This is a genomic window from Streptomyces sp. NPDC059989, assembly GCF_042736975.1.
Taxonomy (GTDB): Bacteria; Actinomycetota; Actinomycetes; order Streptomycetales; family Streptomycetaceae; genus Streptomyces.
Window position 1 is genome coordinate 22,463 of sequence record NZ_JBHWUO010000003.1, and the last position, 25,363, is coordinate 47,825.

Annotated in this window: 31 protein-coding genes; 16 read left to right on the forward strand and 15 right to left on the reverse strand. The window is 70.9% G+C overall.

The features are described from left to right. Positions 1 to 21: 21 nt before the first annotated feature. The 3 genes from ACFWBN_RS03395 to ACFWBN_RS03405 all read right to left on the reverse strand — a co-directional run bounded on the left by ACFWBN_RS03395 (position 22) and on the right by ACFWBN_RS03405 (position 2,514). Positions 22 to 615, reverse strand: coding sequence for a dihydrofolate reductase family protein (locus tag ACFWBN_RS03395; protein WP_385169815.1), 594 nt, complete (start codon positions 613 to 615; stop codon positions 22 to 24). Positions 616 to 751: 136 nt separating this feature from the next. Then, the gene (locus tag ACFWBN_RS03400; RefSeq protein WP_385169818.1) at positions 752 to 1,165 is read right to left on the reverse strand and encodes a MazG nucleotide pyrophosphohydrolase domain-containing protein; all 414 of its coding nucleotides are present in this window, start codon (positions 1,163 to 1,165) and stop codon (positions 752 to 754) included. Then, positions 1,162 to 2,514, reverse strand: coding sequence for a beta-ketoacyl-[acyl-carrier-protein] synthase family protein (locus ACFWBN_RS03405; RefSeq protein WP_385169821.1), 1,353 nt, complete (start codon positions 2,512 to 2,514; stop codon positions 1,162 to 1,164). The genes ACFWBN_RS03400 and ACFWBN_RS03405 overlap by 4 nt, the downstream gene beginning before the upstream one ends. A 266-nt stretch (positions 2,515 to 2,780) precedes the next feature. On the opposite strand from ACFWBN_RS03405, the gene ACFWBN_RS03410 reads away from it, so the two are divergent. The 7 genes from ACFWBN_RS03410 (at position 2,781) to ACFWBN_RS03440 (ending at position 9,663) form a co-directional block, all read left to right on the forward strand. Beyond that, entirely contained in the window at positions 2,781 to 3,587 is an 807-nt protein-coding gene (locus tag ACFWBN_RS03410) for a helix-turn-helix domain-containing protein (RefSeq protein WP_385169825.1), read from the forward strand. Positions 3,588 to 3,821: 234 nt separating this feature from the next. Continuing rightward, positions 3,822 to 4,823: a diiron oxygenase gene (locus tag ACFWBN_RS03415; RefSeq protein ID WP_385169828.1), complete on the forward strand. Its 1,002-nt coding sequence runs from the start codon at positions 3,822 to 3,824 to the stop codon at positions 4,821 to 4,823. After that, positions 4,820 to 5,767, forward strand: coding sequence for a 2Fe-2S iron-sulfur cluster-binding protein (locus ACFWBN_RS03420; RefSeq protein WP_385169831.1), 948 nt, complete (start codon positions 4,820 to 4,822; stop codon positions 5,765 to 5,767). Before ACFWBN_RS03415 ends, ACFWBN_RS03420 begins: the two co-directional genes overlap by 4 nt. Positions 5,768 to 5,820: 53 nt before the next feature. After that, the gene (locus tag ACFWBN_RS03425; protein WP_385169834.1) at positions 5,821 to 6,618 is read left to right on the forward strand and encodes an arylamine N-acetyltransferase; all 798 of its coding nucleotides are present in this window, start codon (positions 5,821 to 5,823) and stop codon (positions 6,616 to 6,618) included. 4 nt (positions 6,619 to 6,622) lie between these two features. Next, positions 6,623 to 7,189, forward strand: a complete 567-nt coding sequence (locus ACFWBN_RS03430; RefSeq protein ID WP_385169837.1) for an RBBP9/YdeN family alpha/beta hydrolase — start codon at positions 6,623 to 6,625, stop codon at positions 7,187 to 7,189. Then, on the forward strand, positions 7,155 to 8,405 hold the full coding sequence (locus tag ACFWBN_RS03435; protein ID WP_385169840.1) for an MFS transporter: 1,251 nt from the start codon (positions 7,155 to 7,157) through the stop codon (positions 8,403 to 8,405). Before ACFWBN_RS03430 ends, ACFWBN_RS03435 begins: the two co-directional genes overlap by 35 nt. Beyond that, positions 8,398 to 9,663, forward strand: a complete 1,266-nt coding sequence (locus ACFWBN_RS03440) for an ATP-grasp domain-containing protein (RefSeq protein WP_385169842.1) — start codon at positions 8,398 to 8,400, stop codon at positions 9,661 to 9,663. Before ACFWBN_RS03435 ends, ACFWBN_RS03440 begins: the two co-directional genes overlap by 8 nt. Before the next feature lie 31 nt (positions 9,664 to 9,694). Here the strand turns inward: ACFWBN_RS03440 and ACFWBN_RS03445 are convergent, their stop codons facing one another. Together ACFWBN_RS03445 and ACFWBN_RS03450 are read right to left on the reverse strand one after the other, a co-directional pair. After that, on the reverse strand, positions 9,695 to 10,336 hold the full coding sequence (locus tag ACFWBN_RS03445; protein WP_385169844.1) for a hypothetical protein: 642 nt from the start codon (positions 10,334 to 10,336) through the stop codon (positions 9,695 to 9,697). 100 nt (positions 10,337 to 10,436) lie between these two features. Continuing rightward, complete coding sequence (locus tag ACFWBN_RS03450; RefSeq protein WP_385169847.1) at positions 10,437 to 11,492, reverse strand: hypothetical protein; 1,056 nt, start codon at positions 11,490 to 11,492, stop codon at positions 10,437 to 10,439. A gap of 224 nt (positions 11,493 to 11,716) precedes the next feature. Here ACFWBN_RS03450 and ACFWBN_RS03455 point away from each other — a divergent pair, with 224 nt between their 5' ends. Beyond that, the gene (locus tag ACFWBN_RS03455) at positions 11,717 to 12,142 is read left to right on the forward strand and encodes a hypothetical protein (protein WP_385169849.1); all 426 of its coding nucleotides are present in this window, start codon (positions 11,717 to 11,719) and stop codon (positions 12,140 to 12,142) included. A gap of 63 nt (positions 12,143 to 12,205) precedes the next feature. Here the strand turns inward: ACFWBN_RS03455 and ACFWBN_RS03460 are convergent, their stop codons facing one another. Together ACFWBN_RS03460 and ACFWBN_RS03465 are read right to left on the reverse strand one after the other, a co-directional pair. Beyond that, positions 12,206 to 13,537, reverse strand: coding sequence for a chloride channel protein (locus ACFWBN_RS03460; RefSeq protein WP_385169852.1), 1,332 nt, complete (start codon positions 13,535 to 13,537; stop codon positions 12,206 to 12,208). Then, on the reverse strand, positions 13,534 to 14,118 hold the full coding sequence (locus tag ACFWBN_RS03465; RefSeq protein WP_385169855.1) for a potassium channel family protein: 585 nt from the start codon (positions 14,116 to 14,118) through the stop codon (positions 13,534 to 13,536). The genes ACFWBN_RS03460 and ACFWBN_RS03465 overlap by 4 nt, the downstream gene beginning before the upstream one ends. 218 nt (positions 14,119 to 14,336) lie before the next feature. On the opposite strand from ACFWBN_RS03465, the gene ACFWBN_RS03470 reads away from it, so the two are divergent. Next, positions 14,337 to 14,732 carry an SHOCT domain-containing protein gene (locus ACFWBN_RS03470; protein WP_385169858.1) on the forward strand — a complete coding sequence of 132 codons (396 nt, stop codon included), beginning with the start codon at positions 14,337 to 14,339 and terminating at the stop codon, positions 14,730 to 14,732. A 7-nt stretch (positions 14,733 to 14,739) separates the two neighbouring features. Here ACFWBN_RS03470 and ACFWBN_RS03475 read toward each other — a convergent pair whose 3' ends face one another. Next, positions 14,740 to 15,945, reverse strand: a complete 1,206-nt coding sequence (locus ACFWBN_RS03475) for a DUF2254 domain-containing protein (protein WP_385169861.1) — start codon at positions 15,943 to 15,945, stop codon at positions 14,740 to 14,742. 175 nt (positions 15,946 to 16,120) lie between these two features. Here ACFWBN_RS03475 and ACFWBN_RS03480 point away from each other — a divergent pair, with 175 nt between their 5' ends. Then, positions 16,121 to 16,987, forward strand: a complete 867-nt coding sequence (locus ACFWBN_RS03480; protein WP_385169863.1) for a YhjD/YihY/BrkB family envelope integrity protein — start codon at positions 16,121 to 16,123, stop codon at positions 16,985 to 16,987. Positions 16,988 to 16,997: 10 nt separating this feature from the next. On the opposite strand, the gene ACFWBN_RS03485 is transcribed toward ACFWBN_RS03480, so the two are convergent. The 4 genes from ACFWBN_RS03485 to ACFWBN_RS03500 all read right to left on the reverse strand — a co-directional run bounded on the left by ACFWBN_RS03485 (position 16,998) and on the right by ACFWBN_RS03500 (position 20,802). Then, entirely contained in the window at positions 16,998 to 18,344 is a 1,347-nt protein-coding gene (locus ACFWBN_RS03485; protein ID WP_385169866.1) for a hypothetical protein, read from the reverse strand. Positions 18,345 to 18,430: 86 nt separating this feature from the next. Then, entirely contained in the window at positions 18,431 to 19,642 is a 1,212-nt protein-coding gene (locus ACFWBN_RS03490) for a DUF4365 domain-containing protein (RefSeq protein ID WP_385169869.1), read from the reverse strand. Between the two features lie 132 nt (positions 19,643 to 19,774). Next, positions 19,775 to 20,047: a hypothetical protein gene (locus ACFWBN_RS03495; RefSeq protein WP_385169871.1), complete on the reverse strand. Its 273-nt coding sequence runs from the start codon at positions 20,045 to 20,047 to the stop codon at positions 19,775 to 19,777. Between the two features lie 158 nt (positions 20,048 to 20,205). Then, positions 20,206 to 20,802, reverse strand: a complete 597-nt coding sequence (locus ACFWBN_RS03500; protein ID WP_385169874.1) for a DUF5994 family protein — start codon at positions 20,800 to 20,802, stop codon at positions 20,206 to 20,208. Between the two features lie 312 nt (positions 20,803 to 21,114). Here ACFWBN_RS03500 and ACFWBN_RS03505 point away from each other — a divergent pair, with 312 nt between their 5' ends. Beyond that, positions 21,115 to 21,618, forward strand: coding sequence for a DUF5994 family protein (locus ACFWBN_RS03505; RefSeq protein ID WP_385169876.1), 504 nt, complete (start codon positions 21,115 to 21,117; stop codon positions 21,616 to 21,618). 67 nt (positions 21,619 to 21,685) lie between these two features. Here ACFWBN_RS03505 and ACFWBN_RS03510 read toward each other — a convergent pair whose 3' ends face one another. Further along, complete coding sequence (locus ACFWBN_RS03510; RefSeq protein WP_385169879.1) at positions 21,686 to 21,886, reverse strand: hypothetical protein; 201 nt, start codon at positions 21,884 to 21,886, stop codon at positions 21,686 to 21,688. A 441-nt stretch (positions 21,887 to 22,327) separates the two neighbouring features. On the opposite strand from ACFWBN_RS03510, the gene ACFWBN_RS03515 reads away from it, so the two are divergent. From ACFWBN_RS03515 to ACFWBN_RS03525, 3 genes are all read left to right on the forward strand, one after another. Continuing rightward, complete coding sequence (locus ACFWBN_RS03515) at positions 22,328 to 22,750, forward strand: SCO4225 family membrane protein (protein WP_385169881.1); 423 nt, start codon at positions 22,328 to 22,330, stop codon at positions 22,748 to 22,750. Between the two features lie 288 nt (positions 22,751 to 23,038). Then, positions 23,039 to 23,395, forward strand: a complete 357-nt coding sequence (locus tag ACFWBN_RS03520) for a PRC-barrel domain-containing protein (protein ID WP_385169884.1) — start codon at positions 23,039 to 23,041, stop codon at positions 23,393 to 23,395. A gap of 31 nt (positions 23,396 to 23,426) precedes the next feature. Further along, positions 23,427 to 23,594 carry a hypothetical protein gene (locus tag ACFWBN_RS03525; RefSeq protein ID WP_385169886.1) on the forward strand — a complete coding sequence of 56 codons (168 nt, stop codon included), beginning with the start codon at positions 23,427 to 23,429 and terminating at the stop codon, positions 23,592 to 23,594. Between the two features lie 49 nt (positions 23,595 to 23,643). Here ACFWBN_RS03525 and ACFWBN_RS03530 read toward each other — a convergent pair whose 3' ends face one another. Further along, positions 23,644 to 23,781, reverse strand: a complete 138-nt coding sequence (locus ACFWBN_RS03530) for a hypothetical protein (RefSeq protein WP_385169889.1) — start codon at positions 23,779 to 23,781, stop codon at positions 23,644 to 23,646. An 87-nt stretch (positions 23,782 to 23,868) separates the two neighbouring features. Between ACFWBN_RS03530 and ACFWBN_RS03535 the strand changes: the two genes are divergently transcribed. Beyond that, complete coding sequence (locus ACFWBN_RS03535; protein ID WP_385169892.1) at positions 23,869 to 24,285, forward strand: hypothetical protein; 417 nt, start codon at positions 23,869 to 23,871, stop codon at positions 24,283 to 24,285. On the opposite strand, the gene ACFWBN_RS03540 is transcribed toward ACFWBN_RS03535, so the two are convergent. Beyond that, complete coding sequence (locus ACFWBN_RS03540; protein WP_385169895.1) at positions 24,260 to 24,637, reverse strand: STAS domain-containing protein; 378 nt, start codon at positions 24,635 to 24,637, stop codon at positions 24,260 to 24,262. The two genes, ACFWBN_RS03535 and ACFWBN_RS03540, sit on opposite strands and share 26 nt — an antisense overlap. Positions 24,638 to 25,075: 438 nt before the next feature. On the opposite strand from ACFWBN_RS03540, the gene ACFWBN_RS03545 reads away from it, so the two are divergent. Then, a complete protein-coding gene (locus ACFWBN_RS03545; protein ID WP_385169897.1) occupies positions 25,076 to 25,351 on the forward strand; it encodes an isoamylase early set domain-containing protein in 276 nt (91 codons plus the stop codon). Positions 25,352 to 25,363: the final 12 nt, after the last annotated feature.

Here is a 25,363-nt window from a genome sequence, read left to right on the forward strand (position 1 = left end):
CGGGGCCGCGGGCCGCCCGGATCAGGCGGCGGCCGGGCGGTAGGTGCACACGTGGACGCCCGTGCCGCTGACGACGGTCGAGACGAGTTCGAGCGTGCGCAGCCCGCCGTCCTCGGGGAAGATCCTCTTCCCGCCGCCGAGGAGCACCGGCATGATCATCAGCCGGAGCTCGTCGACCAGGCCCTCGGTCAGGAGCGTGCGCACGAGGGTGGGGCTGCCCATGACGGCCAGGTCGCCGCCCTCGGTCGCGCGCAGCTCCTTGATCCGGGCGACGGCCTTGTCGCCGGGGAGGAGCGTGGTGTTGTTCCAGGCCAGGTCGGCCTCGCCGAGCGTCCCGGAGACGACGTACTTCGGGATGGCGTTCATCTGATCGGCGAACGGGTCGCCGGCCCGCTCCGGCCAGGCCGCGGCCATCGTCTGCCACGTACGGCGCCCGAACAGCAGCGCCTCGGTGGTGGCCATGGCCTCGCCGATGGCGCCGCCCATCACCTCCGGGTCGAAGAACGGGTGCGACCAACCGCCGTGCGCGAAGCCGCCGTCGGTGTCCTCCTGGGGACCGCCCGGGGCCTGCACGACGCCGTCGAGGCTGATGAACTCACTGATGACGATGCGCATGGGACCGGCTCCTCTTTTTCGCCCACTCGGTGTGTACGCCCATGTAGACCGCCGCGCCGGTCAGAACTCATCGCTCCGGACCGGAACTTCTCGTGTGAGCCGGGTCACACCGGCGAGGGGCTCGGTCGAACGCCCGTCAGGACTGCTCGCGGAGGACGTCGGCGACCTGCGGAGGGCGGTACGACGGGCCCTTGAGCACCTTCCCGTCCTCGCGGTACGAAGGGCGGCCGTCCGGGCCGAGCTTGGACATGTTGGCGCGGTGGACCTCGGCCAGGACCGCGTCGAGGTCGATCCCGTGCACGGCGGCGGTCCCGTACGCGATGTAGACCACGTCGGCCAGCTCGTGCGCGATGTCCGCCAGGCGGCCGGACTCCGTCGCCTCGGCGAGCTCGGCCACCTCCTCCTCCAGGAGGACCTGGCGGTGCCGGGCCAGTTCCGGCGCGACGTTGGCCGGGGCGGATCCGACGCCGAGGCCGAAGGCGCGGTGGAACGCGCGGACCAGGTCCTGGGACGTGGGGGCGGGAGCGGGGGCGGGGGTGCTGTCGGTCATGCGGCTTCGTCTTCCTTCGTGCGGTCCGTGCGGTCCGTGCGGTCCTCGGGGTCGGTGCGGTCACTGCGGCCCGAGCCGTCCCGGCGGAGGGCGAGGACCGCGTTGTGGCCGCCGAAGCCGAAGGAGTTGCTCAGGACGACGTCGCCGGCGGCCGGCAGGGGGCGCGGCACGAACGTGACCACGTCCAGGTCGCAGGCGTCGTCGCGATCGTCGCATCCGATGGTGGGCGGGATGCGCCCGTGGTCGAGGGTGAGGGCGGCGACCACGGCCGCCACCGCGCCCGCGGCTCCCTGGAGATGGCCCAGGTTGCCCTTCACCGCCGTCACGGGGACCACGGGCGCGTGCGCGCCGCGCTCGTCCAGGAGCCGGCGCAGGGCGGTGGCCTCGGCGAGGTCCCCGTCCACGGTGGCGGTGGCGTGCGCGTTGATGTGAACGACGTCGCGCGGTGCGGCTCCGGCGTCGGCGAGCGCGCGGCGCAGGGCGAGGACGATGCCGTCGCCCGAGGGGTCGGGTGCGACGAGGTGGTGGGCGTCCGCGGACAGGCCCCAGCCGGCCGCCTCGCAGTAGATGCGGGCGCCGCGGGCCAGGGCGTGCTCCTCCGCCTCCAGGACGAGCAGCCCGGCGCCCTCCCCGTGGACGAAGCCGTCGCGGTCCTTGGCGAAGGGGCGGGAGGCCCGCTCGGGCTCGTCGTTGCGGGTGGACAGGGCGCGCATGGCGGCGAAGGCGGCCATCACCGACGGGGTGACGGCGGCTTCCGTTCCGCCGGCCAGGACCATGTCGAGGTGCCCGTACCGGATGCGGTCGATGGCCTGCCCGATGGCTTCGGTACCCGAGGCGCAGGCGCTGACGACGGTGCGCGCCTCGCCGGTGATCCGCAGGTCGAGGGATACCTGGGCGGCCGGCTGGGACGGCACGGTCATCGGGGCGGTGAGCGGGGAGACGCCCCGCGGCCCCTTGTCGCGCAGCCGTCGGTCACCGTCGACCAGGACGGGGGCGCCGCCGATGATGGTGCCGATGGACACGCCGACCCGGCTCGGGTCGATGCCGCTCTCGACCGTGCCGGACGCGGCGAAACCCGCGTCGCGCCATGCCTCGCGTGCGGCGATCACCGCGAACTGGGAGGCGCGGCTCATCCGCCGCGCCTGGGGCCTGGGGAGCAGTTCGGCGGGGTCCTGCGGCACGGTTCCGGCGATGCGCACGGGCTGGCCGGCGTACTCCTCGCCCTCCAGGCGCCGTACGCCGCTGCGTCCTTCGAGGAGTCCGTGCCACAGCTCCGGAACACCGGCACCGAGGGGTGTGATCGCACCCAGACCGGTAATAACGACCCGACGCTTTGTTGCTTGGGTCACTTCGACTGGCCGGCCGTGGTGTGGGGTCGGCTGGTGCATAGGGATCTGCTTTCCTGTTCCAGGCTCTCAACCGCCAGTGGGTGATAGGCAGTTGGTTGCATGAAAGCGGCCGCTCGGGTGTTCGCGCAAGGCCCTGAGACGCGCGTCACGCTGTACACTTCTACTCCACACCAGGAGTCGATAACGCACCATCCGGGGGAGATTTAACGATGGGGACAGGTGGCGTTAACAATCACGCTCTCGCGCCCGACTCCACCCTCCAGGCGATGGAGTTGCCGCAGCTCCTCCGTGTCTGGCGATTTGACGCGGGCATAAAGCTGCGACGAGAAAAGGCAATTCCGCAAAAGGAAGTCGCCGAACTCATGGGCGTGAGCGAGCGCTGGTATCGCAGCCTGGAATCGGGGGATTCCGTATCGCTCTCCAGTGACATATTGGGCAGGCTTTCCGAGGCGTTGGTGCTGGGTCCCGACGAGCGCATGGTCCTGTACAGCCGCGCGCTCGACGGCGCCGGCGTTGCCCTCGCGGACGACGAGGGTGCGGCCGAGGACCAGCTCGCGCTGCTCCGGCTGGTCACGGGGCAGACCCAGTTCCCCGCCTATCTCACGGACGGCAGCTGGAACATCCTGGGCTACAACACCCTGATGGCCACCTGGTTTCCGTGGGTGCGCGAACCGGGTGCCAATCTCATGCACTGGGCGCTGACCGGGCAAGAGGCCCGCGAACAGATGCTGGACTGGCGCCGGCACGCGGAGGTCTATCTGGCGATGCTCCGGTTCGCCCTGGCCACGGGCTCGGAGAAGGCGTCGTTCGACCGTCTGCTCCAGCGGATCCTGCGGGATCCCGTGTGCCGTGAGCTCTGGGCGCAGGGGCCGAAGGTCATCGCCTTCCGCCAGGGTCACCGGTACCGGCTGAGCCTTCCGCACGTCTCACCCGAACAGATCACCGTCACCTCGCAGGTGCTCCTCCCCGCCTACCAGCACGGAATGCGCTGCGTCATGCTGCTGCCGCAGACCCCCGTACTGCCCCCGCAGCTCCGCATCCCGGCGCAACAGGACGCCAGTTCTGCGGAATAACGATCACTCTACACACTCCCGTGCGACCGTGAGCGGCAAACTTTTGCCGCTACGCGTTCTCTACGGAAGGCGACCGGCAATCATTTGCCGGTCGTTTTTGGTTTGTCCGATTCGACGTTTTCCCAATGCTGACGAACCGGACAACTCCGTACAGCGGCAAACTTCTGCCGCTTGACGGCCAGTTGTGTCGATGGACATCCTCCAAGCCAACGACACACATGAAGGTCTAAAAGAATGGCACTGCAATTCGCGAGAACGGCGAACCGTACCGTTCTCGCCCGCCGGCACCAGAATCGCCTCGACCAGGCTTTCGTAGAAGCCGACTACCGCAGCCGCTTCCGTACCTGGGAACGCGTCGCCACCGTCCGAAACAGCCCGATGCGGGTCCTGGAAGGCGATGGCGAACTCTTTTTCAGCCCGGAACTCGTCCCCGCCCTCTCACACCCGATCCTGGAGCAGGCCGAGCCCCGCATCCGTGAGACCGTCCTGGTCCACCGCCTCTACGAGTACCTCAAGTTCACGATCGACCTGGAGCAGAGCGCGGTCATCCCGGTCACCGGGCACATCAGCCGCGGCATGTCCGGACTGGACCTGCCCGAGCACATGCTGCTGGACGCCTTCAAGATCGTGACCGACGAGGCCTGGCACGCGCAGTTCACGTACGAGATCCTGCGCGAGGTCCGCGACCGTACGCGGATCGCCCCGGCCCTCCCGGACACACCGACCTTCACCTCCGAGCTCGCGCGCATCCACGAGGAGCTGCCGAGCCAGATCCGCGGCCTGGACGAGCTGCTGTTCGCCATCGTCAGCGAGACGCTCATCTCCTCGATCCTCGACGAACTGCCCCAGGACAAGCGGCTTCCCGAGGGCGTCCGCGAGATGGTGGCCGACCACGCCGTCGACGAGGCCAAGCACCACTCCTACTTCTCGACGCTGCTCCGGTTCCTGTGGCCCGCGATGACGAAGAAGGAGCGCGAGCTGGCGGGCCCGTACATCCCGCGGCTGATCTTCGCCTTCCTGGAGCCGGACTACGCGAGCGCGGCCCTGGGGCTGAGCGCGGCCGGTCTGGCAGGCCACGAGGTGGAACAGATCATGAGCGACTGCTACACGCGCGACAAGGTGGTGGACGACGTGCGCCGCGGCGCCGGGCCCACCCTCCAGTACTTCGTCGAGGCCGGGGCCCTGGAGCACACCGCCACGCTCGAGGCCTTCCAGGAATCGGGGTTGATGGCATGAGGACCGAGACCGTTCGCCCCGCGACCGTCCGGGCCGCGCGCGCCCTGACGCCGAGCGTCACCCAGTACTGGCTCACCGGCGCGCCCGGCGGCGAGCCGCTGCCGGCCGCCGTGCCCGGCCAGCACCTCACCCTGCGCGTGGGACCGCGCTACAAGACCTACACGATCCTGGCGTCCGGCGAAGAGGGCTACGAGCTGGCCGTCCGCAACCGCGACCGGGGCGGCCGGCGCGACCACCTCTCGCCCCGGCTGCACGTCGGAGCACCCGTCAGGGTCTCGGCTCCCGGCGGGAACTTCACCGCCGAGGACGCCACCGCCTTCACCCACTTCGTGGCCGGCGGCGTGGGCGTCAACCCGATCCTCGCGGTCCTGTCCGGCGGCCGGCTGCGTGACTGGCGGCTCGTGTACGTGGACCGGGGCGCCGAGGAGTTCCCCTTCCTCGAACGCGTCCGGGAGCTGGCGCGGGAGCAGAACGGCAGTGTCGTCACCTTCGACACCGGCGCCCAGGGCCGCCCGGACTGGGACGGCGTCGTCGCCGGCATCCCCGTCGGCAGCACCGTCGGCGTGTGCGGGCCGGCCGGGATGGTCGCGGCGGTGCGCGACGCCGTCGAGCGCGCTCCGGGCCCAAGGCAGCTGATCACCGACGGCTCGTCGGCGGGAACCGCGGGCGACATGCCCGCCTCCGTCGAAGTGGAATGCGTCAAGACCGGCATCACCTTCGAGGCCGCCCAGCACCAGCCGCTGCTCGACGCGCTCAACCGGAACGGCGTGGGCGTCCCGTCCTCGTGCCGCCAGGGCATCTGCGGGACCTGCGAGGTCGAGGTCCACACCGGCCGGATCGACCACCGCGACGAGGTGCTCACCGACCAGGAGAAGGCCGAATCCAGCTACATGCTCCCGTGCGTGAGCAAGTCGATCGGCAAGCGGCTCGTGCTCAACGTCTGACGTCGGCGACCGTCCCCCACGACCACGACCACGACCAGACCGGAAAGACCCCTGTGAACCAGCTCATCGCCGACTACGCCGACCGGATCGGACTCCGCGCCCCCCTGGAGCCGACCCTCGACTGTCTTCGGCACATCCACCATGCCCACCTGTACAACGTCCCGTTCGAGAACTTCAGCATGCACGGCAACGCCGAGCGGGGCCTCAGCGAGGAGGTGCTCCACGAGACGATCGTGGACCGCCGCCGCGGCGGCATCTGCTTCGAGACGGGGCGGATGATGCAGTGGCTGCTCGACGAGTGCGGATTCGACTACGAGCTCCGGCTGGGCGGCAGCGTCAGCCCCAAGGGCCCGGCGACCCACCAGATCTTCGTCGTGACGCTCGACGGCGAGCGCTGGCTCTTCGACATCGGCTACGGGGCCCGGGGCCCCAGAGGACCGATCCGGCTGGCGGACGGCGAGCAGCTGATCCACCCCGCCCTCTCCACCCGGGTCGGCCTCGACCCGGCCCCCGGCGCCCTGGTCTGGACGGTGTCGATCCACGAGCACGCCGTCGGCGCCGCCGAGTGGCAGGACATCTACCGCTTCGTCGACGCCCCGGTCGAGGCGGCCGATGTGGACATGGCGCACTTCTACACGACGGCGTCGCCCAACAGCCTGCTGAACCGGCACAAGGTGGCGAGCATCCCCACCCCCGACGGCCGGATCAGCGTCCGGGACGGCAACCTCATCGTCGTCGCGGCCGGCACCAGCACCACCACCCCCGTCGACGACGGCGCACAGCTCCAAGAACTGCTCGGGCTCCATTTCGGCCTCAGCGTTCCCCTCCAGGACCTCGGGCTCGAAAGGTAATTCCATGCACTATCTGACCGTACCGGGGTATACCGGTTCCGGCCCGGACCACTGGCAGACGCACCTGGAGAACACCTACGCGGGGTTCTCCCGCGTCATCCAGGACGACTGGGAGACCGTCGACCGCGACCGCTGGGTCGCCAGGCTCGACGAGACCGTGCGCGGCATCGACGGTGAGGTCTTCCTCATCGGCCACAGCTGCGGAGCGGTGACCGTCGCGCAGTGGGCGGCGACGCACCGGGACAGCCGGGTCGTCGGGGCCCTCCTGGTCGCCCCCGCCGATGTCGACGCGGCCGACACGCTGCCGGCCATCAGCCCGCAGGCGCCGCTGCCCACCGTCGGGCTGCCGTTGAAGACGCACCTCGTGCTCTCCGACAACGACCCCTACCTGTCGCTCGAACGGGGTCTGGCGCTCGCGGAGACCTGGGGAAGCACCGTCGAGATCGTCCCCGGCGGCGGGCACCTGGCCACCGCGGACGGCTACGGCCCGTGGAGCCACGGCGCGGCGCTGATCGAGCGCCACTCAGGACACGTACTTGAACCGACCCAGGGACGTGCTCCCCTTGTTTAGCAAACTGTCTTCGGTCCCGCGGCCCATCTACTTCTACCTGGCCGCGTCCTTCTTCATGGGGCTCGCCAACACCATCTTCGACGTGGTGTTCAACTTCTACCTCGCCGAGCGCGGCATCAGCGAGGGCGACGCGGGCGTGATCTACGCCATCGCCACCGGAGCCATGGCGGTCGCGGTCATCCCGCTCCTCTTCCTCGGCCGGTTCATGTCGCAGCGGACGCTGCTCATCGGGGCCTCGGTGCTCTACACCGTGCCGTTCGCCGGTCTGCCGTTCGTGGCCTCGGTCGCCTCGGCCTCCGTCGTCCTGAGCCTGATCCTCGCCGGCATGCTCGGCCTGCTCTCCGTGGGCAACGCGATTGCAGGCTCGCAGGTCCCGCAGGCCTCCCGCACCCGCCTGTTCAGCGCGTTCTTCATCTCCTACCTGGGCGCCGGCGTCATCGGCTCGGCCCTGGTGTCCGCGGTCAGCGGCATGCTGGACACGAGCGACCTGGAGAAGTACCGCTTCTTCCTGCTGCTGTCCTTCCTGGCGGCCTGCGTGATGCTCGTCCTGCGCCTCCCGTCGGCGGGGACCGTCGCCAAGAAGGCCGCGGCGGCCGCGCAGGAGGAGAGCCAGGCGCCGCTGGAGAAGCGCAACTTCGTCGCGCTCTTCCTGGCAGCCGGCTTCCTCGGCGCGTCCATCGCGCTGTTCTTCCGGTTCGCCAACGTCCTCTTCGCGCAGATCTACGACATCCCGGTGAGCGACATCTCGCTCATCCTGGGCACCGACAAGATCGTCAGCATCTTCGGCGCCATCTTCGCGCCCGTCCTGGTCAAGCGGTTCAAGCTGCGCCCGAGCGCCGCCTTCTTCGGGGTCCTGGCCGTTCTCGGCCTGCTGCTCCAGTCGCTGGCCGTGCCGCTGGCCGTCTTCATCGTGCTGTACCTGCTGCGCCTGCTGTTCAACTACTGCCTGATGCCGCTCCTGGACACCGTCGCCATGTCGGGCTTCGCGCCGGCGCGCCAGATGGTCTCGATCGGCATGCGGCAGTCCTCGTTCTACCTGGGCGGAGCGGTCGCGGCCGCCGTCTACGGTGACCTGCTCGACGGCGGTCGGTGGCAGACGGCCCTGTGGGTCTCGGCGGCCTGCGCCCTCGTCGGGTCGCTCGCGATGACCATGGTCCGGAGCGACGAGCCCGCGCCCCGCGAGGAGAGCGAAGAGAAGGTGCTGGAGAATGCCTGACGCCGATCGCGGATTCCTCGTGGTGGTGGACCCTTACTCCAGCGGTTCGGCCCTCGCCCGCCGCGCGAAGGAGCTGTACGGCCTGGACTCCGTCGCCGTACTGACCTCGGAGACGCTCCCGGCCGCGCTCGTCGCGTCGTACCCGGCCGAGGACTTCGTCGCGGAGCTGCGCTACTCGGACGTCCTCACGACGGCCCGGGCGGTCGAGGCCCTGTGCGGCGGCCGGCCGGACCACCTCATCTGCGGGTCCGAGCCGGGCGTGGAGGCGTACGACCTGCTGGCCGTCCACTGGGGGATGCGCCCGAACACGGGCTCGTCCGAGGCCCGGCGCGACAAGTTCCTGATGCAGGGCCGGCTGCGCGACGCGGGCGTCCCGTACATCCCGCACCACCTGGCGAAGGACACCGAGTCCGCGGTGGCGTGGTGTGCCGGGAGCGGGCCGGCCGAGTACGTCGTCAAGCCGGTGAAGTCCTTCGCCACCGACGGCGTGTTCTTCTGCTCGTCCCCGGACGAGGTGCGGGCCGCCTGCGAGAAGCTGTTCGGCCGGGACGACCTCGCCGGTGAGCTCATCACCGAGGTCTTGGTCCAGGAGCGGCTCGTGGGGCCGGAGTTCGTCGTCGACTCGGTGTCCCTGGACGGCTCGGCCTTCGTCGTCAACATGTTCCGCTACACGAAGGAGACGGTCGACGGGAACCCCGTCTACCGCGCGATGTCGTCGGTGGACGTCGGCGACCACCCCGAGATCGTGGCCTACGTCGAGCAGGTGCTCGCGGCGCTGGGCATCGAGAACGGCCCCGCCCACAGCGAGCTCATCCTCACCGAGGACGGCCCGGTCCTCATCGAGACGGGCGCCCGCATGCACGGCGGCCTGGGCCCGAGGCTGGTCGAGGAGTCCTCCTCGCACTCCGTGATCGACCTGACCCTCGCCTCGCGCGTGGCGCCCGAGGAGTTCGAGCGCCGGACCCGGGTGCGGCCCACCCTGCGGCGGGGCGTCGTCGAATGCTTCCTGTCCGCCCCGGTGGGGGGAGTGGTCGCGGCGAACCGGGTCCGGGAGTCCTGCGGGGAGCTCGACAGCTACCTCTTCGACACCTGTGGGCAGGCGCCGGGGGACCGCATCGAGAAGACGGTCGACCTGATCACCTCGTACGGCCGCGTGGTCCTCGCCCACGAGGACCCCGAGACGCTGGAGCGGGACCTGGAGCACGTCCTCGGCCTGGACCGCCGCGGCGCCCTCATCGAGGTCGTCCCCGGCACCTGATCACCGTAGGGACACCGCGAGCGGGCCCGGGTCACCGACCCGGGCCCGCTTCGGCCTGGAGGGCGCCCGGGTCGCGCTTCGCCCAGAGCACGAGGCCGATGTAGACGAGGTCGAACACGCAGCACAGGATCCCGAGGCCCAGGATGAACGGCGCGTCGTCGAGCACGCCGATCAGGATCGTGGGGGCCAGCGTGCCGAGCCATTTCGCGACGGCGATCGTGGGGCTCTGCCCGCGCAGGCCGCGCCGCGCGACGAGCATCGCGATGAACAGGCCCGACATCAGCAGGTTCTGCAGGAAGGCCGAGTAGCGGGCGGAGTTCTCGCCGAACTCGGCCATGAAGAGGAACTGCACGGCGTACGAGGCCGCGAAGAGCAGGACGCCCCAGGCGGCGAACATCGTCCGGGTCACGAAGCGCGGGAACTCGGCGCGGCCGAAGGCGAAGAACGTGTACACGATCGCGATGTCGGCCAGGGCCCAGACGAGGTTGACCACCCCCTGCAGCGACACCCCGGCCGACAGGCTGTCCACCGCGTAGATCGACTCCCAGGCGAAGTTGAGGCCCAGCGCGGCCATCGGCATCGCGTACGTCTTCTGGCGGAACCCGATCCGGATCGCCTCGACGTAGACGACCGTCCAGGCGAGCCCGCTGAGGGCGGTGAGGAAGGGGTCCATGTGCTTCTCCTGTGGTGAGGACTGCGGGTCGGTCGTCGTGCGAGAGATCGCCAGCCGATCCTGCGCCGCCGGGATCCGGAACGGAAGTCGCCCGCCCCGGTCAATCCCCGGACGCGGCCCCGCCCTTGAGCGTCACCTGCCAGTCCGCGCCGGACCGCACATGGATGAGGGCCGGCCCGTTCAGCCGCCCCTCGCCGTCGCAGGTGCCCTTCCCGGCGACCAGGCGCTGCCCCGGATCGAAGCCGTCCGTCAGCTCTTCCAGCCAGAACGTCCCGCCGTTGCGCTGGCCGACCCGGATCGTGGCCGGTCCGCCCAGGTAGCGGAAGACGTACGGGCCCCTGGAGCTCAGCTTCGACTCCAGCACCGGCACGTGGTCGTCGATCACCTGCAGCCACATGCGCCACGTCCCGCGCGCCTCGACCCTGACCCGGACCGTCCCGGCGCCGTTCGGGGGGAGCGGGACGACCGTCCGCCGCGCACTGCTGCCGCGCCTGAGCAGGTGCCGCTTCCCCGGGTGGTCGAGGAGCTCGGCGGCGCCGCCGTCGTCCAGCCGGACCACCAGGAGCACCGGCCGCCCCGCGTCCGGCCGCGCCAGCTCGACCTCCCCGCTTCCGGACCCCTCCGCGCGCCGGCCCGCCGGCGTGCCCGGGGGCCATGTCCGGTACGGCCGCCAGTGCGCGCCCTTGCCCGGCAAGGGGGCCGCGCCCTGCGCGGGGCGCGGGTCGGCGCGACGGGCCACCGCCGCCGGAGTCCGGCCGGTGGCGAGGGGCGCGTGCCCTTCCCGGAGCCGTACCGCGTCCGCCGCGCACACGTCGACGGGACGCGGCGCTCCCTCGGGCGGCGTCCAGCGGACCTCGGTGGTCGACGGGCCGTGACGCGGGTCGAAGAAGCACAGCGGGCGGCGCGCCGGCAGCGGCCGTCCCGCGGCCCGCGCCTCCGCGCAGGCGAGGGCGTGCCGGCCCTCCTCCAGGGCGCGCATCACGTCCTCGGCGTCCTCGCGGTCGCGATCGCCGACGAAGTCGCGCTTCGCCCGCTCGTAGGCGTCCAGGGCGCGCTCGTAGTCGGCGAACACCAGCGCGTCGGAGTCCTGCCCGGTCGGGACGAGGGCGTGGCGCGCGAGCTCTTCGCCGAACGCCGTGATGTCGGCGTCGATCACCGCCAGTTCATCCGCACGATGCCGCCGGAACCATCCGCGCCAACCGCGCCCGCCCACAGCCCACCCCGTTCGCCCACGCCCCCGCGGGCTCCATCGGCCCGCGCTGCCGAGATCGTAGACGGACCGTGACGGTGCGGATGCGAGATGTGCAGAGGTCTGCATATTTTGGCGTCTGTAACCGAAGATCCGGTACGCCCGGATTGTCTCCTTGAGGAAGGTCTCCCATGAAGCGTTTCCCGGTGATCGGTGTGCTCTGCGTCAGCGCGGTCTTCGGTCTCGCCGCGTGCTCCGACGACAGTTCGCCCTCGGAGGAGGCCACCAAGGCCGCCGCCGACCTCTGCACCGATCTGGGCTCCCTCAAGGCCGACAACGCCAAGCTGAAGGCCTTGAACCCCGCCACCGCGACCAAGGACCAGGTCAAGGACGCCTACGACGCGGTCCAGAAGGACTGGGACGGGGTCAAGGAGAACCTGAGCAAGCTGAAGGACGCGGAGCGGGCCGCGGTGCAGGCGGCCGCCGAGGACCTCAAGAAGGGCTACGAGGACCTCCCCGGCGACACGACAGGCAAGGACGCGCTCACCAAGCTGCAGCCGCAGATCCAGAAGCTGGACGAGACCTCGACGGCCGCTTCCGCCGGGCTGCAGTGCTGACAGGCCGTGCGGGGGACCCCGTCCGGTTCCCCGGGCGGGGTCCTCACCGGTGATCGGCCGTCGCTAGTGCTCGGCGGGTTCCGTGGGCGGCGCCTGTCCCACGGGCAGCAGCTCGGTGACGATGAAGGCCACCACGGCCGCCAGGATCACCACCGGCATCATCGCGGCGCTGCCGAGCAGCAGGATCACCAGCACCACGCTGCTCACCGGCAGCCGCAGCGTGCCGGCGGTGGCCGCCGCCATGCCCGCCGCCATCGCGGGCACGATGCCCAGGCCAGGCAGCGGCGCGAGCAGGACGCCCGCCACGGCGCCGAGGAAGAGCGCGGGGAACACCGGGCCGCCGCGCAGGCTGCCGAGGCACAGCGCGTAGGCGGCGCCCTTGAACAGCAGGACGGCGAGCAGCGCACCGACCCCCCAGGCGTGCGGGTCGGCGGCCAGCGCGGCCAGCGTCGCCTGTCCGGACAAGGCGACCTCGTCGGGCGTGCGGCCGGTGACCAGCGCGTAGAGGGCGGCGCAGACCGCGGCGCCCAGGGCGCACAGGAGGGTCCGTACGAACGGCCGGGCCGTGACGTACGAGGCGACCGCCCGGGCCGCGGCCAGTACGGGGTGCAGCGCGACGGCGAGGGCCACGGCGATGGCCACCGACCAGAGGACATCGGCCGCGTCCAGGCGGGGGAAGGGGACGGACAGCTTCAGCGACAGGTCCCCCGTCGCCAGTCCGGTCCAGCGTCCGAGGCCCGTGAACACGAGGGAGCCGACCCCGCTGGACAGCAGGGCGGGCAGCATGACCGCGAACAGCTGCGGCCCGCCCACGCCCGCCACCTCGATCAGCAGCACCGCGGCGACCAGCGGATTGCCGAAGATGGCGGAGATGGCCGCCGCGGCTCCGGCCGCGCCCACGAGCGCGGTGCTCTGCGGGGTCGCCGGTGCCTGCGCCAGGTCCCGGAACAGCAGGGCCAGTCCGCCGCCCAGGGCGATCAGCGGGGCCTCCGGGCCCAGCACCGCGCCGAACGGCAGACCGGCCACCGCCGCGAGCAGGACCCCGGGCAGCGCGGCCGGGGAGGCGCCACCCGTGTGCAGGCCGGACGCGGGGACGTGACCGCCGGCGCCGCGCAGGTGCGCGACGACCAGGCCGACCACGGTTCCGGCGACCAGCAGCAGGGGAAGCGGCCACCACCAGGGCGGGGCGTCCCAGCCCCACGCGTGCGGGAGGTCCGCCCACAGGGCGTGCTCCAGTTCGTGCAGCGCGACGAGGAACCAGAAGGCGGCGAGGGACACCGGGATGCCGATGAGGGCGCAGAAGCCGAGCAGCTTGAGGTATCCCGCGCTGCGGAGCGTGTGCCGCAGGACGTCCGCCTCCTGCGGCTGCGTCCCGCTGACGGGCGGTTCCTTCATGGCGTGCCTCCGGGCTCGTCCGGCGGGCCGGCGTCCTCCGGGGCGAGGGACCCCGGCCCCCGCCTGCGTATGCCGATCCTGACCGCGCCGAAGAGGACCTTGGCGATCACGCCCACCACGATCAGGTCGGCGACCATCTGCACGGTGGTCAGCACCCGGGCGGCCTCGCTGGTGGGCGCGACGTCCCCGAATCCCACGGTCGCGAAGACCGTGACCGCGAAGTAGACGGCATCCGTCCGGCTCAGCGGCTCGGTGAACGAGGCCGGCACCTCCTGGGAGAGCAGGACGTACGTCGCGGAGAACATCAGCAGGAACAGCGGTACGGCGGTGGCCATCGCCTCGATGGCGCGCAGCCGCGGATACGGCGCACGGGTGATGGCGGTGACCTGCCAGGCGATCAGCAAGCCGAAGAGCGCGAGGCCGAGCAGGAGCGTCACGACGGTGAGCGCGCTGAACCCGCCGTCCAGGGGCGCCACGTAGAACAGCGCGGTGAGCAGGGCGGCAGAGGTCAACGAGCGCAGTACGCAGCCCACCAGGACGCGTCGGCGCTGCCGGGCCGCGGCGCGTTCCACGGCTTCCATGGCTTCACTCCTCGCACGCGACGGGGCGATTCCCGCGCATCCAGGGGCGGGCGGAGCTCCACAGCCATTGCAGCATCCGGCGCGGCGGCCCGCATCTCCGCTTTCGGTGCGTGAATGCGTGGAAGGCCGCGCCGTTCCTCCGTTCCGCTCCGCTCCGCATGCGAACCACCGGTGCCGCCGGTATGAAGGAATGACCGCGTGTGTGAACGGAGTCGAGCATGGATGACTATCCGCTTCTCAACCTCTTCTGGACGATGCTGTGGCTGTTCCTGTGGGTCATGTGGTTCTTCCTGCTCTTCAAGGTCGTCACGGACATCTTCCGTGACCACAGCCTCAGCGGCTGGGGTAAGGCGGGATGGCTCGTATTCGTCCTGGTGCTGCCCTACCTGGGCGTTCTCGTCTACCTCATCGCCCGTGGACGCAGCATGGGCGAACGGGACGCGAAGCAGGTCAAGGAGAGCGAGGAGGCCTTCCGCGCGTACGTCCAGAAGGCGGCCGCATCCGGGGGCAGTAGCGCTTCGGTGGACGAGTTGAGCAAACTCTCCGCGCTCAAGGACAAAGGCGATATCACGCAGGAGGAATTCGACCGGGCCAAAGCCAAGCTGCTGGTCTGAGACTTCCCTAACCGCCCTCGCGGGACGCCCAGATGAGCGGGAAGGCGCCGCTCCCCGTCCGCTCGACCCATTCGAGCCGCTCCCGCAGGACCGCACACCGGTCCTCGGGGGCCCGTTCCTGGAGCCGGCCGAGCAGGTCCCGCATCCTGCGCAGTGCCATCGGGGAGCCCGCGGCGGCGAAGACGAGCTCGTCGACGGCGGTCCTGACGTACTGCTCCCAGTCGGGGACGGGGACCGTCACCCGCAACCGGCCTTCCTCGTCCGGGAAGTTGCCGATGTCCAGCTCCCGGTCGGCGAGGCGGGCCAGCAGGTCCTCCAGGCGGTCCAGGCTCTCCACCGCCGTCGCCGGATCGTTGACGGCGGGCGAGAGGGCGCGCAGTGCGATGTCGACGAGGAGCCTGAACGGCAGCTCGGGATCCTGGTCGAAGGTGCGCTCGACCCCGGTGACCACGGCCTCGCGCAGCACCCGTTCGGGCAGTTCACCGCCCGTCACCCCGGCCAGCTCCATCCCCCGCGACACGGACCGGCCGGGGGCGGCGCGGAAGGCGATCGAGCAGTCGTGCTCCTTCGCGACCCGGACCAGCGCGGGCACGTCGAACTGCTGCAGCACGGTCGCCGGCCCGGACCAGCGAACGGCGGTGGTACGGGCGTTGCCGGCGCCCGAGGCCGCGGGGTGCGCCCGTACGACCCGGCCCGGATCGTACGGGCGCACGTACAGGGCATCGAACAGCCGGTGCGCACGGGTCGCGATCGCGGTCAGCGAGTGTCCGAGCTGGATCGAGCTGAACGCCCTCATCTGCAGCGTCCTCATCAGGGCGAGGGCGATCAGCGTGAGCACCATGGCCGCGACGGCGACGAAGGCCGAGACCTGCCGGTGGGCGCCGGTGCGCAGCCCCGCGACGATGCAGAAGACGAAGACCCCGACGGTGAAGGCGAAGGCGCGCCAGACGATCGGGTCGTCGCGGAAGAGGCCGAGGCGCGGGGTGAAGGTGCTGGCGGAGAACTGCACGACCAGGAACAGCATCGAGTAGATGATGCTCACCAGGCTGACGACGCCGAACCCGATGGTGAACAGCAGGGTCGACACGCGTCCGGCGTCCACCTGCGGTCCCGCCGCGAGCAGGGGGAACAGCAGTCCCAGCACCAGCCCGGCGACGGCGCAGAGGAGCTGGGACAGGTCCCGGCGCATCGCGCGCGTCGGCCGGTGGAACATTCAGCCTCCCTCACGTCCCGGTACCGGTCCCGAGGGACGCGGCCTCCGGGAGTGATGCAATCACGGGAGTGACGGGACCGGGCGGCGAAATGCCGGATATGGGCCTTTTCGTCATCGATGGTGGAAGGGTGGTGACCGATGCACCGGGAACCGCCCTGCCCCTGAGGAGTCCACCGTGCCCGTGCCCGCGCCCGAACCGGAGGCCAGGCGGCGCAGGCTCGCCGTGCCCCGCTGGATGCGCAGGCACACCCCGCTGCTGACACGGCTCCTCGAACAGCTCGCGGCCGTCAGGGTCCTGGACTGCGCGACCAGGCTGGCCGCCCAGGCCTTCCTCGGTGTGCTGCCGGCCGTCTTCGTCTTCGCCGCGCTCGCACCCGACTGGCTCCAGGAGCAGTTGGTCGCGTCCATCCGTACGACGCTGGGGCTCCATGACACCGCGCTGGACCAGGTGCGGGCGGTGTACTCCGCCACCGACGACACGGTCATCGCGAGCACCAGCGGGGTGGGACTCGTGGTGACGCTGCTGTCGGCCACCGCCTGCAGCCGCGCCCTGCAGAAGACGTGCGAGCGCTCCTGGCACCTTCCCAAGGCCAAGGCCCGGGTCGCCGCGTGGCGGTGGCTGGCCTGGCTCGTCGTCTGGCTGGTAGCGGTGTTGTTCCAGGGGCCGGTGCAGAACGCCTTCGGCGCCGGCCGGGTCGCCGGTTTCGCCGTCGCGGTGGTCAGCGGCACGCTGCTGTGGTGGTGGACGCAGCACTTGCTGCTCGGATCCCGGATCCCGTGGCTGCCGCTGCTGCCCGGTGCCGTGCTGGCCGGGGTCGGGGAGCAGCTGCTGTCCGTGGGGTCGAGGATCTACATGCCGCACGCCGTCGCGCGCAGCATGGAGCAGTTCGGCAGTCTCGGCTCGGTCTTCGTCCTGCTGTCCTGGCTCATCATGTTCTTCATCGTCGTCACCCTCGCCATCGCCGTCGGCTACGTGGTGGCGCACGAGTCGCTCCCGGCGCGCCTGCTGGGTACGCCGGCCGTCGAGCCTTCGGCGCCGTGACGTCGGGCGGCTAACGCTGCCCGGGCTGTCCGGCTTGCCCTGCCTGCCCTGGCTGCCCGGCCTGGTCGGAGGTGCGGCCAGTGGCCGCCAGCAGGGCGAGGACGGCGAGTACCGCGAGCAGGATGAGGACCAGCAGCAGGACCGCGAGCACCGTCGGGTGGTTCCACAGCGCGAACACGAGCGCGAGGACCAACAGCACGCCGATGGTGAGCGGGCGCCGGTGGTCCTCCACCCAGGTGCCGACCCGCCCGGTGCGCACTCCGTGGGCCGCTCCCCAGCCCGCTGCGGAGTCGGCCGCGCTCTCCGCCCTGCCGCGCAGGCCACGTGGCAGCCGGCCCGCACCGGACAGATAGGCGCCGATGGCCACGACGACCCCGAGGACCAGCGCGGTCCGGAGGCTGACCCGCAGGAACCGCACCAGCGTGTCGAAGACCGCCGCGGCCGCCGCCGGGGACTGGACCTGCGTCGGAAGGTGGTCGAGGTAGGCGCGGCGTACGAGGACCAGGGCGATCGCGACGATCAGACAGGCGGCGGCCGCGCACAGCATGGTGGTCACCAGGGCCCGCCGGCGGCGCCTGGCGAGCAGCACCCCGGCCGCCCCGAGGACGACGGTGAACACCGGCAACCAGTTGCCGAGGACGTCGAGGAGGTGGACCGCCCTCCTGATCTTCTCCAGTTCGTCGGACTGGAAGAGCACCATCTGCTTGTCGACCTCGGGGATCTTCTCGGCGGGGGACAGGCCGGCCTTCACGAGGTCCTGTTTGACGTTCTCCACGGCGGCGCCGATGTCGAGGGTGACGGTGCCCCCCTCGACCTCGACCGGGCCGCGGCCCTCACCGGTCAGCGCACGCACCACCGCGGAGTGGGCGGCGCGGTTGGCGGTGGTCCACACCTTCTCGAACCTGTCGCTCTCGACGAACCGGGTCGCCACCTTGGAGACGGCCGCGTCGGCGGCCGAATCCAGCTGCGGACCCAGCGCCTTGACGGCCGTTCCGACGCGCGGCGGCAGCCCCTGGGACTCCAGCCACTTCGCCAGGTCCGAGGTGACCTGGGCGCCGTCGACCCGTACGCCCGCCGCGTGCGTGATGCGGTGGACGGCGGCCTCCTCGATCGCCGGGTTCGAGGCGAGCGGGGAGACCGTGGACACGTACCGGCCGGTGTCCAGCACGATGTCGTGGACCCAGACCGTGAGCAGGGAGACCGGCACGAGGATGCACGCGAGCGTGATGAGCACCGCCGAGACCGTGCTCCTCGCGATCCCCCGGGCGCGCGACGCACCGCGCCGGCGTGCCGCGGGCCCGCCGGGCCCTGCGGGCACCTCGGGCTCCTCGTCGAGCGGCTCGGACGGCGGATTCATGGCACTCCCGGTAAGGACTGAGGCCGAAGGCCGCTTCCTGCCATTGGATACGCGTCATGCCGGATGCGCCTGTTCAGTTGGGCTCATCAGGGCTCGGGGATGCGCCAGACGATGCGGACCTGCTGGGGGAGCGAGGGACCGGAGATGTAGATGTGGCGGACGAGGTAGTGGAGGGCCAGCCGAAATGCCTCCGGCTCGATGTCGTCCGCCGACGTCACCGTCGCCCGGCTCAGCCTGGTCACCTGGCGGACGATGCGCGGTTCGGCTTCGAGGGGGCCGAGCTCGGCGAGGATCTCGGGTGCGAGCCCGTCGTCCTCGCGCATGGCCCGGATCGAGCGGTGCAGCAGGTCGGGCTCGGCCTCGATCCGGTCGAGGATGCGGGCGATCACGTAGTCGTGGAGCACGTCCGCCGCGATGTTGGCGTGCTCCACGGGCTCCTCGCCCGTGCAGCTCGGACACCCCTCGCACGCGGCGGGCTCGACGAGGCCTTCAGGCCCTTCGTCGGCCTGCCGGGTGGAGATGAAGCACGCGAGGACCCACATGATCTCGGACCGGCTCAGCTCCAGGTCCTCGGCGGTCGGCAGGTCGAGGTCGTCGTCCCACCGGCCCGGCGGGCCGGGTTCCTCCGGTTCCGGAAGCTCGGAGCGGAGCAGTGACTCCGGGCTGACGAGGGCCGGTTCCCAGCCGTGGGCGCTGAGCAGCAGCGTCGCGAGCGCGTCCCCCGGGCGCTTCCAGAAGATGAGGTCCTCGTCGTAGCCGTTGACGAAGTGCAGGACGTGATCGGCGGGATCGAAGTCGACTCCGGACATCTCGCCGAGGTGGGTGAGGACGGCCTGCCGGCCCCGGTAGCGGCCGACGTAGCGGCGGGCCTGGGCGACGAAGGACACCATGGTCGTGTCGTCCAGGACCGCGCTGGGGCTGACGCCGATGTGGCTCGGCGGATTCAAGGGGCCGGACCTGCGGAGCTGTTGGGTCGCGTTCGCCCAGTGCAGCCTCCGGGTGTCCGCGTCGTACACCACGCAGTAGACGGGGATGTTCCCGTTCGCCCAGGTGTCGCCGTGGTGGTCGACGGGCACCCCGTAGCCGTTGGCGCGGCGCCACCGGTCCCCGCCCTTGACCTGGACCTTGATGACGTCGCTCGTCACGCGCCCGGTGTCGGCGAAGGTGACGTAGAGGTCCTCGCCGAAGTCGTTCTGCCCGGATATCTCTTGAACGATGTGGTCGTGCTCCTCGAGCAGGGCGCGCAGCGCGTTCACGGCGGCCTGTCCCACGCGCCGCCCCTTCGGAATCTGCGGCATGCCACCCTCCCCGGAGGTCTCGCCCGCCCGCGCGGATCCGGGGCGGTGTCGTCCTCCGCCACTCTGCACGACGCCACTGACAACGGGCTCAGCCCAGGGCACGCCCGCGGAGCCGGACCATGGCCCGGCGCGTCAGCCGTGCTCTTCCTCCTCGGCCTCCATGCGCCGGATTCCCGCGTGGGTGAGGGTGACCATCGCGGGGGTGTTGCCCGGCTCCCAGTCGACGGTGATGAGCCCTTCGCCCGCCAGGTAGGTGCAGGCGGCGGCCAGATCCTGTTCCGGCACGTGGAGGTCGCGCCGCAGCTGCGCTCCGGTGATGCCGAGGAGGCGGTTTCCTTCGACGGCTTCGTACAGGACCCGGAGCACCTGCTCGCGGTAGGTCTTGCGTTCGCGCAGTGTGGCCATGACCGCTTCCTCTCGAATGCGGCGGGTGGGCGCGGGGCGCCCACCCGCTGATCCCGGTCAGAAGGAAGACCTCTTCCTCACCGGTCGGCATCCGTGCGGTGGGCTCGACGACTGGTGCCGTCCGGCTGACCGGGAGGTCGCGGCAGCGGGGTCGCTGCTCACCTCCACCCGTTCCCCGGCAGCGGGAGGTTCCGTCGGTCGATCGCGTTGCCGAAGGGGGACATGCAGGCCCCGCCCTCGTCCTCCCAGGTGGCTTCCCGGCGACGGGCGTCGCGGACGCCGCGTCCGATGACGGCTTCGTTGGCCATCAGGACGCCTGCGGTGAGGACGCTGCCCGGGACCGTGGCGGCGGCCATCAGCCGGGCCGCGGCTGCGGGCTCGGTCTCGGGCGGGATGACGAGGAGGTCCCAGCGGCCGACGGTGTAGGAGAGCAGGATCAGCTTGTCGGGGTCCTGTTCGGTGAACCAGCCCACGTGCACCGTGCGCCCGTCCACGTGCACCGTGCGCCCGTCCACGGGGACGGTGTGCGGGATGACCGGCCAGCGGCCGGGGTTCACGCTGACGCGGGTGATGCGCCCCCAGGGCTCGTCCAGAGCGGCGGCGAGAGCCGGGAGCTCGGCTTCGAGGTCACGGGAGTACGGCCACCAGGCACCGTCCAGCTGACCTGCGAGCCTGCTGTTCAGCGTGAGTGACAGGCGCGCCGGGCGTGCTGCTGTGCGAGTGCCTGCGGCTACGCGGTCAAGGGTCGTGTTCATGTCGCGGACCCGTCCCCGGGCCGTTCGACAACGACCCGGCGCAGTGATCGCCGGAAACGACGTCCGCGTGGGAGCGGGTGTGCGAAATACTCCCGGTGTCTCCACCGTACTCCGGTCCGCGGTCCGGGAAGCCCCTTCTGACCAGGTATTTTCCGGCGCCGAAGGGAGACCGGAGCAGCCGGGGTCCCGCCTCACCGCGGGGGCGGGCGGAGTACCGTGAAACGACGGGGGCACCCCCGATCATCAGCCTTCCCGACGCCGCCGCCGGCCGCCGGACGGGGTGCCGCCGCACCGCGAGACAGGCGAACCACCATGGCCGCATCCGACACCCCCGCCCCTCTGAAGCTCCTTCCGGACGCGATCCACGAATCGGTCAAGCCCGGCACCGCCCTGCTCCGGCTGGAGACCACACAGTCGCGCCAAGGGCTTCTCGACGGCGCCTGGTGGCCGCGCTCCAGGAACGTCACGACCGAGCTGCCCGCCCTGATCACGGCACTGACCGCGCACCTCGGGCCCATCACGCGGGTCGGCCTGGACGCCTCCGCCTGGCAGCAGGACATCCCGACCCGTCTGGTCGTCGACGACCGGGTCGTGCACCTCGACTCCGACCCGGTCGGCGACGACACCGTCCTCATCACCCGCGGCCACAACGACCACTTCACGCTGCTGGTGGTTCCCCCGGACACCACCGCCGTTGCCGCCCGAGCAGCGATGGCCCGCGCCGTCCGCGCGGACAACATCACCCAGGCCGCTCAACTCCTCGTCGCGACCGCACCGGACCCCGCAGCCGGCGGCCCCACCGACCCGGCAGCCTGACCTGGAGCCTCGGCGTCCGGCATACCGCCAACGGCCTCGGACTCGCCGGGTGGTGCGGCTGCGCGTCTCAAAGCGACTCGTCGTGCAGGTCCTCTTCGCGCAGCAGGTCGTCCTCGCGGCGGCGCGAGGTCTCCTTCTGGCCCTGCTTCTGCACCCGTTCGCGGGACTGCTTGCCCGGCCGGGGGTGCGCGGGGTCTCCGGGGCGCTGGTGACCCTGTGCCTCGCGGCCCTTGTCCGGCTCCTGACCCTTGTCCTGCGTACCGCCCATGACAGCGACTCCTCTTGATGCGTGGGTAGGGACTCCTCTCGGGTCACGCTCACACGCACGGTGGCGGTCTGCATCACGTCGACTGCGAAGCGAGGCACACGGGTGACGCCCGTCCCCGATGTGGCGGCGCCGGAAGGCGGGCCATCCCGTCATTTGTGCGGCTGTCGTCGTACCGGCCGCCAGTGCTTTCGCCGACACCCCTTCGGGCCGGCGCCCCGCAGGAATCCTCCGGCGCCGTGTGCCGGACATGGGGGATACGTTGCGCGGTGTCCCCGGCGTTCTTGCCGTGCACGGCTCTGACCAGGTACTCAGGGCCGAGCAGGATGAGTAGGCGTACTCAGGTGGCGGTCCTCGGCAGCTTCGAGACTGGGTGCAGGTCGAACGAAGCGGAACGGAACGGGGAACGTCATGGTGCGGCGCTGGTCGAAGCCTGAGATGTGGGTGCCCGGTGCATACCTGGCACTGGTGGTCGCGATGCTGGTCTACGTCGCGGTCGGCAGCCGGACGGGCGACATCGGGTTCTTCGGAGTCTGGCCGATCCTGGCCACGGCGCCTGTCAGCGTCTTGCTGCTGACGTCCTTCGGACCCGCGGCGGACGCCCTGGACTCGGCCCCGCCCATGGATCCCCATCCCCAGTACGGCTCTCATCCGCCCACGAAGCTGCCCACGGACTACCCCTCGGAGTCGGACCCGCTCCCTGCGGACTGGGCACCGGACACGTCCGTCGACTCCAAGCTCGACATCGGGACCGAATTCGGCTTCTACGCCGCGGTCCTGGTCAGCGCCCTGGTCAACGCCGCGGCGATCTGGGCCCTGCTCCGCTACGTGGCGCGGCGGCGCCACGCCAGGAGTGCGCGGGTCTAGCCGTACGGCCAGGCGCCGGCTTCGGCTCGTCGGTTTGGGTCTCGATGGTGAGTTCGATCTTCTTGTAGACGCCACGCCCGACAGCCGGCCGCTCAACGCCGCTCTCCGCAGTCCCGACCGCCTCGACGCGACCTGGTGGCCACTGCACTTCGCTTGTCGGCCCCTCACTCACAGAACCGGTATGACCGGCGGGGGGTCGTTGGGTGTGCCGCGCTGGTTCCCTCGGTCAGGCGGGGGCAGGCTAGGAAGTGCACAGGCCGGGCTGTGATCGCGCGAAGGGACCCGAGGATGATCCAGGCAGCGGACATTCGCGAGTGGCGTACCCACGAGGTGGTCGACTTGGGCGGGCACAGGATCGGCACGCTGGAGGCCGTCTACGTGGACACCAGCACGGACGAGCCGGCCATGGCCACCGTGCTGGTGGGGCTGCCCACCCGGCACCGGCTGGTCTTCGTTCCGCTGGACGGCGCGATCGTCGGGCCGGGGTACGTCAAGGTCGGCTACGACAAGGCGCTGGTGAAGAAGAGCCCTTCGATCGGCACGGACGACGTCCTGCCGGCCGAGGAGGAGGAAGCCGTCTTCCAGCACTACGGCCTCACCTACCGGCCCGGTGCGGGCGGCGAGCGGCAGCTCGCCCGCCGCTGAGCCCTTACTCGCCCAAGGAGGTGTCGGCGTCGTGAAGGTCTTCTTGATCCTGGTCATCGTGGCGATGGTGCTGGGCATCATCGGTGCTGTCGCCGAAGGCATGCTCTATCTGCTGTTCATCGGCATCGTGGTCTTCGTGGCGGCCCTGGTGTACCTGGGCATGCACGGACGTCGCTCGGGACGCCGCCACGTCCGCTGAGAAGGCCGGGCGACTGGTGCCCTGGCACGCGGACACGGTGGTGGGCGGGTCAGTGGGCCGGGCGACGGCGCCGTAGCGCCGATCTCACGGCGAGGTAGAGCACGTCGGCGATGAGGAGCAGTACGCCTGCGGAGACCAGATACAGCAAGCCGTCGACGGTCGCGCCGACGATGATCAGCTCCTGCACCCAGACCAGGTCCGCCCCGTGACGGTGGCTTCCCGGACAGCCCAGTCCTACCGTGGAGAGACAGCGAGCGTACCCATGGAGCGCGCCATGCTCGTCATCCTCGGACTCATCCTCTTGATCGCCGCGCTGGTCGTCGGCGTGACCGGCGTCGTCACCAACGACGGCAGCGCCCACGAGCTGACCGGTGCATTCTCGGTATTCGACTACCACGTCACCGGCTCCACCGGCTCACTCTTCCTCTACGGCATCATCGTCGGGGCCGTGGCCATGCTCGGACTGAGCCTCCTCCTGGCCGGTGCCCGCCGCACCTCTCGCCACGGCCACGACGCCTACCCCAAACGCACGGCGCGCCGCGATACGGCCGTGGTCGGCAACGACCGCGAAGACGTCGTAGACCAGCGCGGCATCTCCCGCCCACAGACGACGACCGCGCGAGAGCCCAACCCGGAGGGCGAGCACCGCAGGGGGCTCAACCCGTTCAAGCACCGATCCGAGCCCCGCTAGGCTCCACGAAGACCGGCGGGAAGATGACGTTGCGTGGCGGGGCGCAGCGGAGCTGCAGGTGCTCGCTGGAGGTGAGGGTGAGGAGCCGTGTGGGCTGCCGCTGGAATCCGCTGATGGTCAACGGTGCCTGCCGCTGCTGGAAGTTCTGCGGGAGGTCGAGCAGCAGGTGCAGTGCGAAGACGTCCATGAACGGCACGCCGACGAGGTCCAGGTGCAAGGGGGCGCCATTGGCTGCCGCGGCGGCGGTGGCCTGGCGCAGGGTCGGGCAGGTGTCCATGTCCAGTTCGCCGGCCACCGTGATGACCGTGCCATGTGGATCGTGGCTCGTGGTGACGCGGATGCCGTCGTTCATGGTTCGCCCCCGTTCAGGGGTCGAGCCCGTCACGGTCGCCCGCCGATGCGGGAAAGAGGGCCGCTGAGCGCGTGGCGTAGGGCCGCGCGCAGCCGAGCGAGACCACCCGTACCGGGCCTTGGCCATTGGTATGGCCGTAGGGGCGGTGTGGGGTCTCCCACCAGACCAGGCTGGTTGTCCCCCTTACAGTCCCAGAAGCCATGGCCGCAGTCCAGACGACGCCCGGCCGTTCTCAGAGCCCGGCCGGGGGGAGGCGAACCGGCTGGGCTCTGCGTGCGTGGGCGACACGCTCGCTACGGTCTGCATCGTTTCCATGACGAAGCGAGGCACACGGGTGACGCCCGTCCCCGATGTGGCGGCGTCGGGAGGCGGGCCATCCGTTCAATGCCGAGGATGGGCGCGACCCCTTCCCGCCCCCTGTCGTCAGGAGCCCGTCTCATGCTGGAGCGCACGCTGCGCAAGGACCGCACCGAGGTCACCTTCATCCTTCCCGCCGACACCCCACCCGGCCCGGTCAGCGTGGTGGGCGACTTCAACGACTGGCAGCCCGGTGCCCACACCCTGCGGCCGCGCAAAGACGGGAAGCGGGCCGTCACGGTCGAGCTGCCGAGCGAGAGCACGCATTCCTTCCGGTACCTGGCCGCCGGGGACTACTGGTTCAACGACGAGAGCGCCGGCGATCAGGACGGCCCCAACAGCCGCCTGCACACCTGATGGACCCAGGGG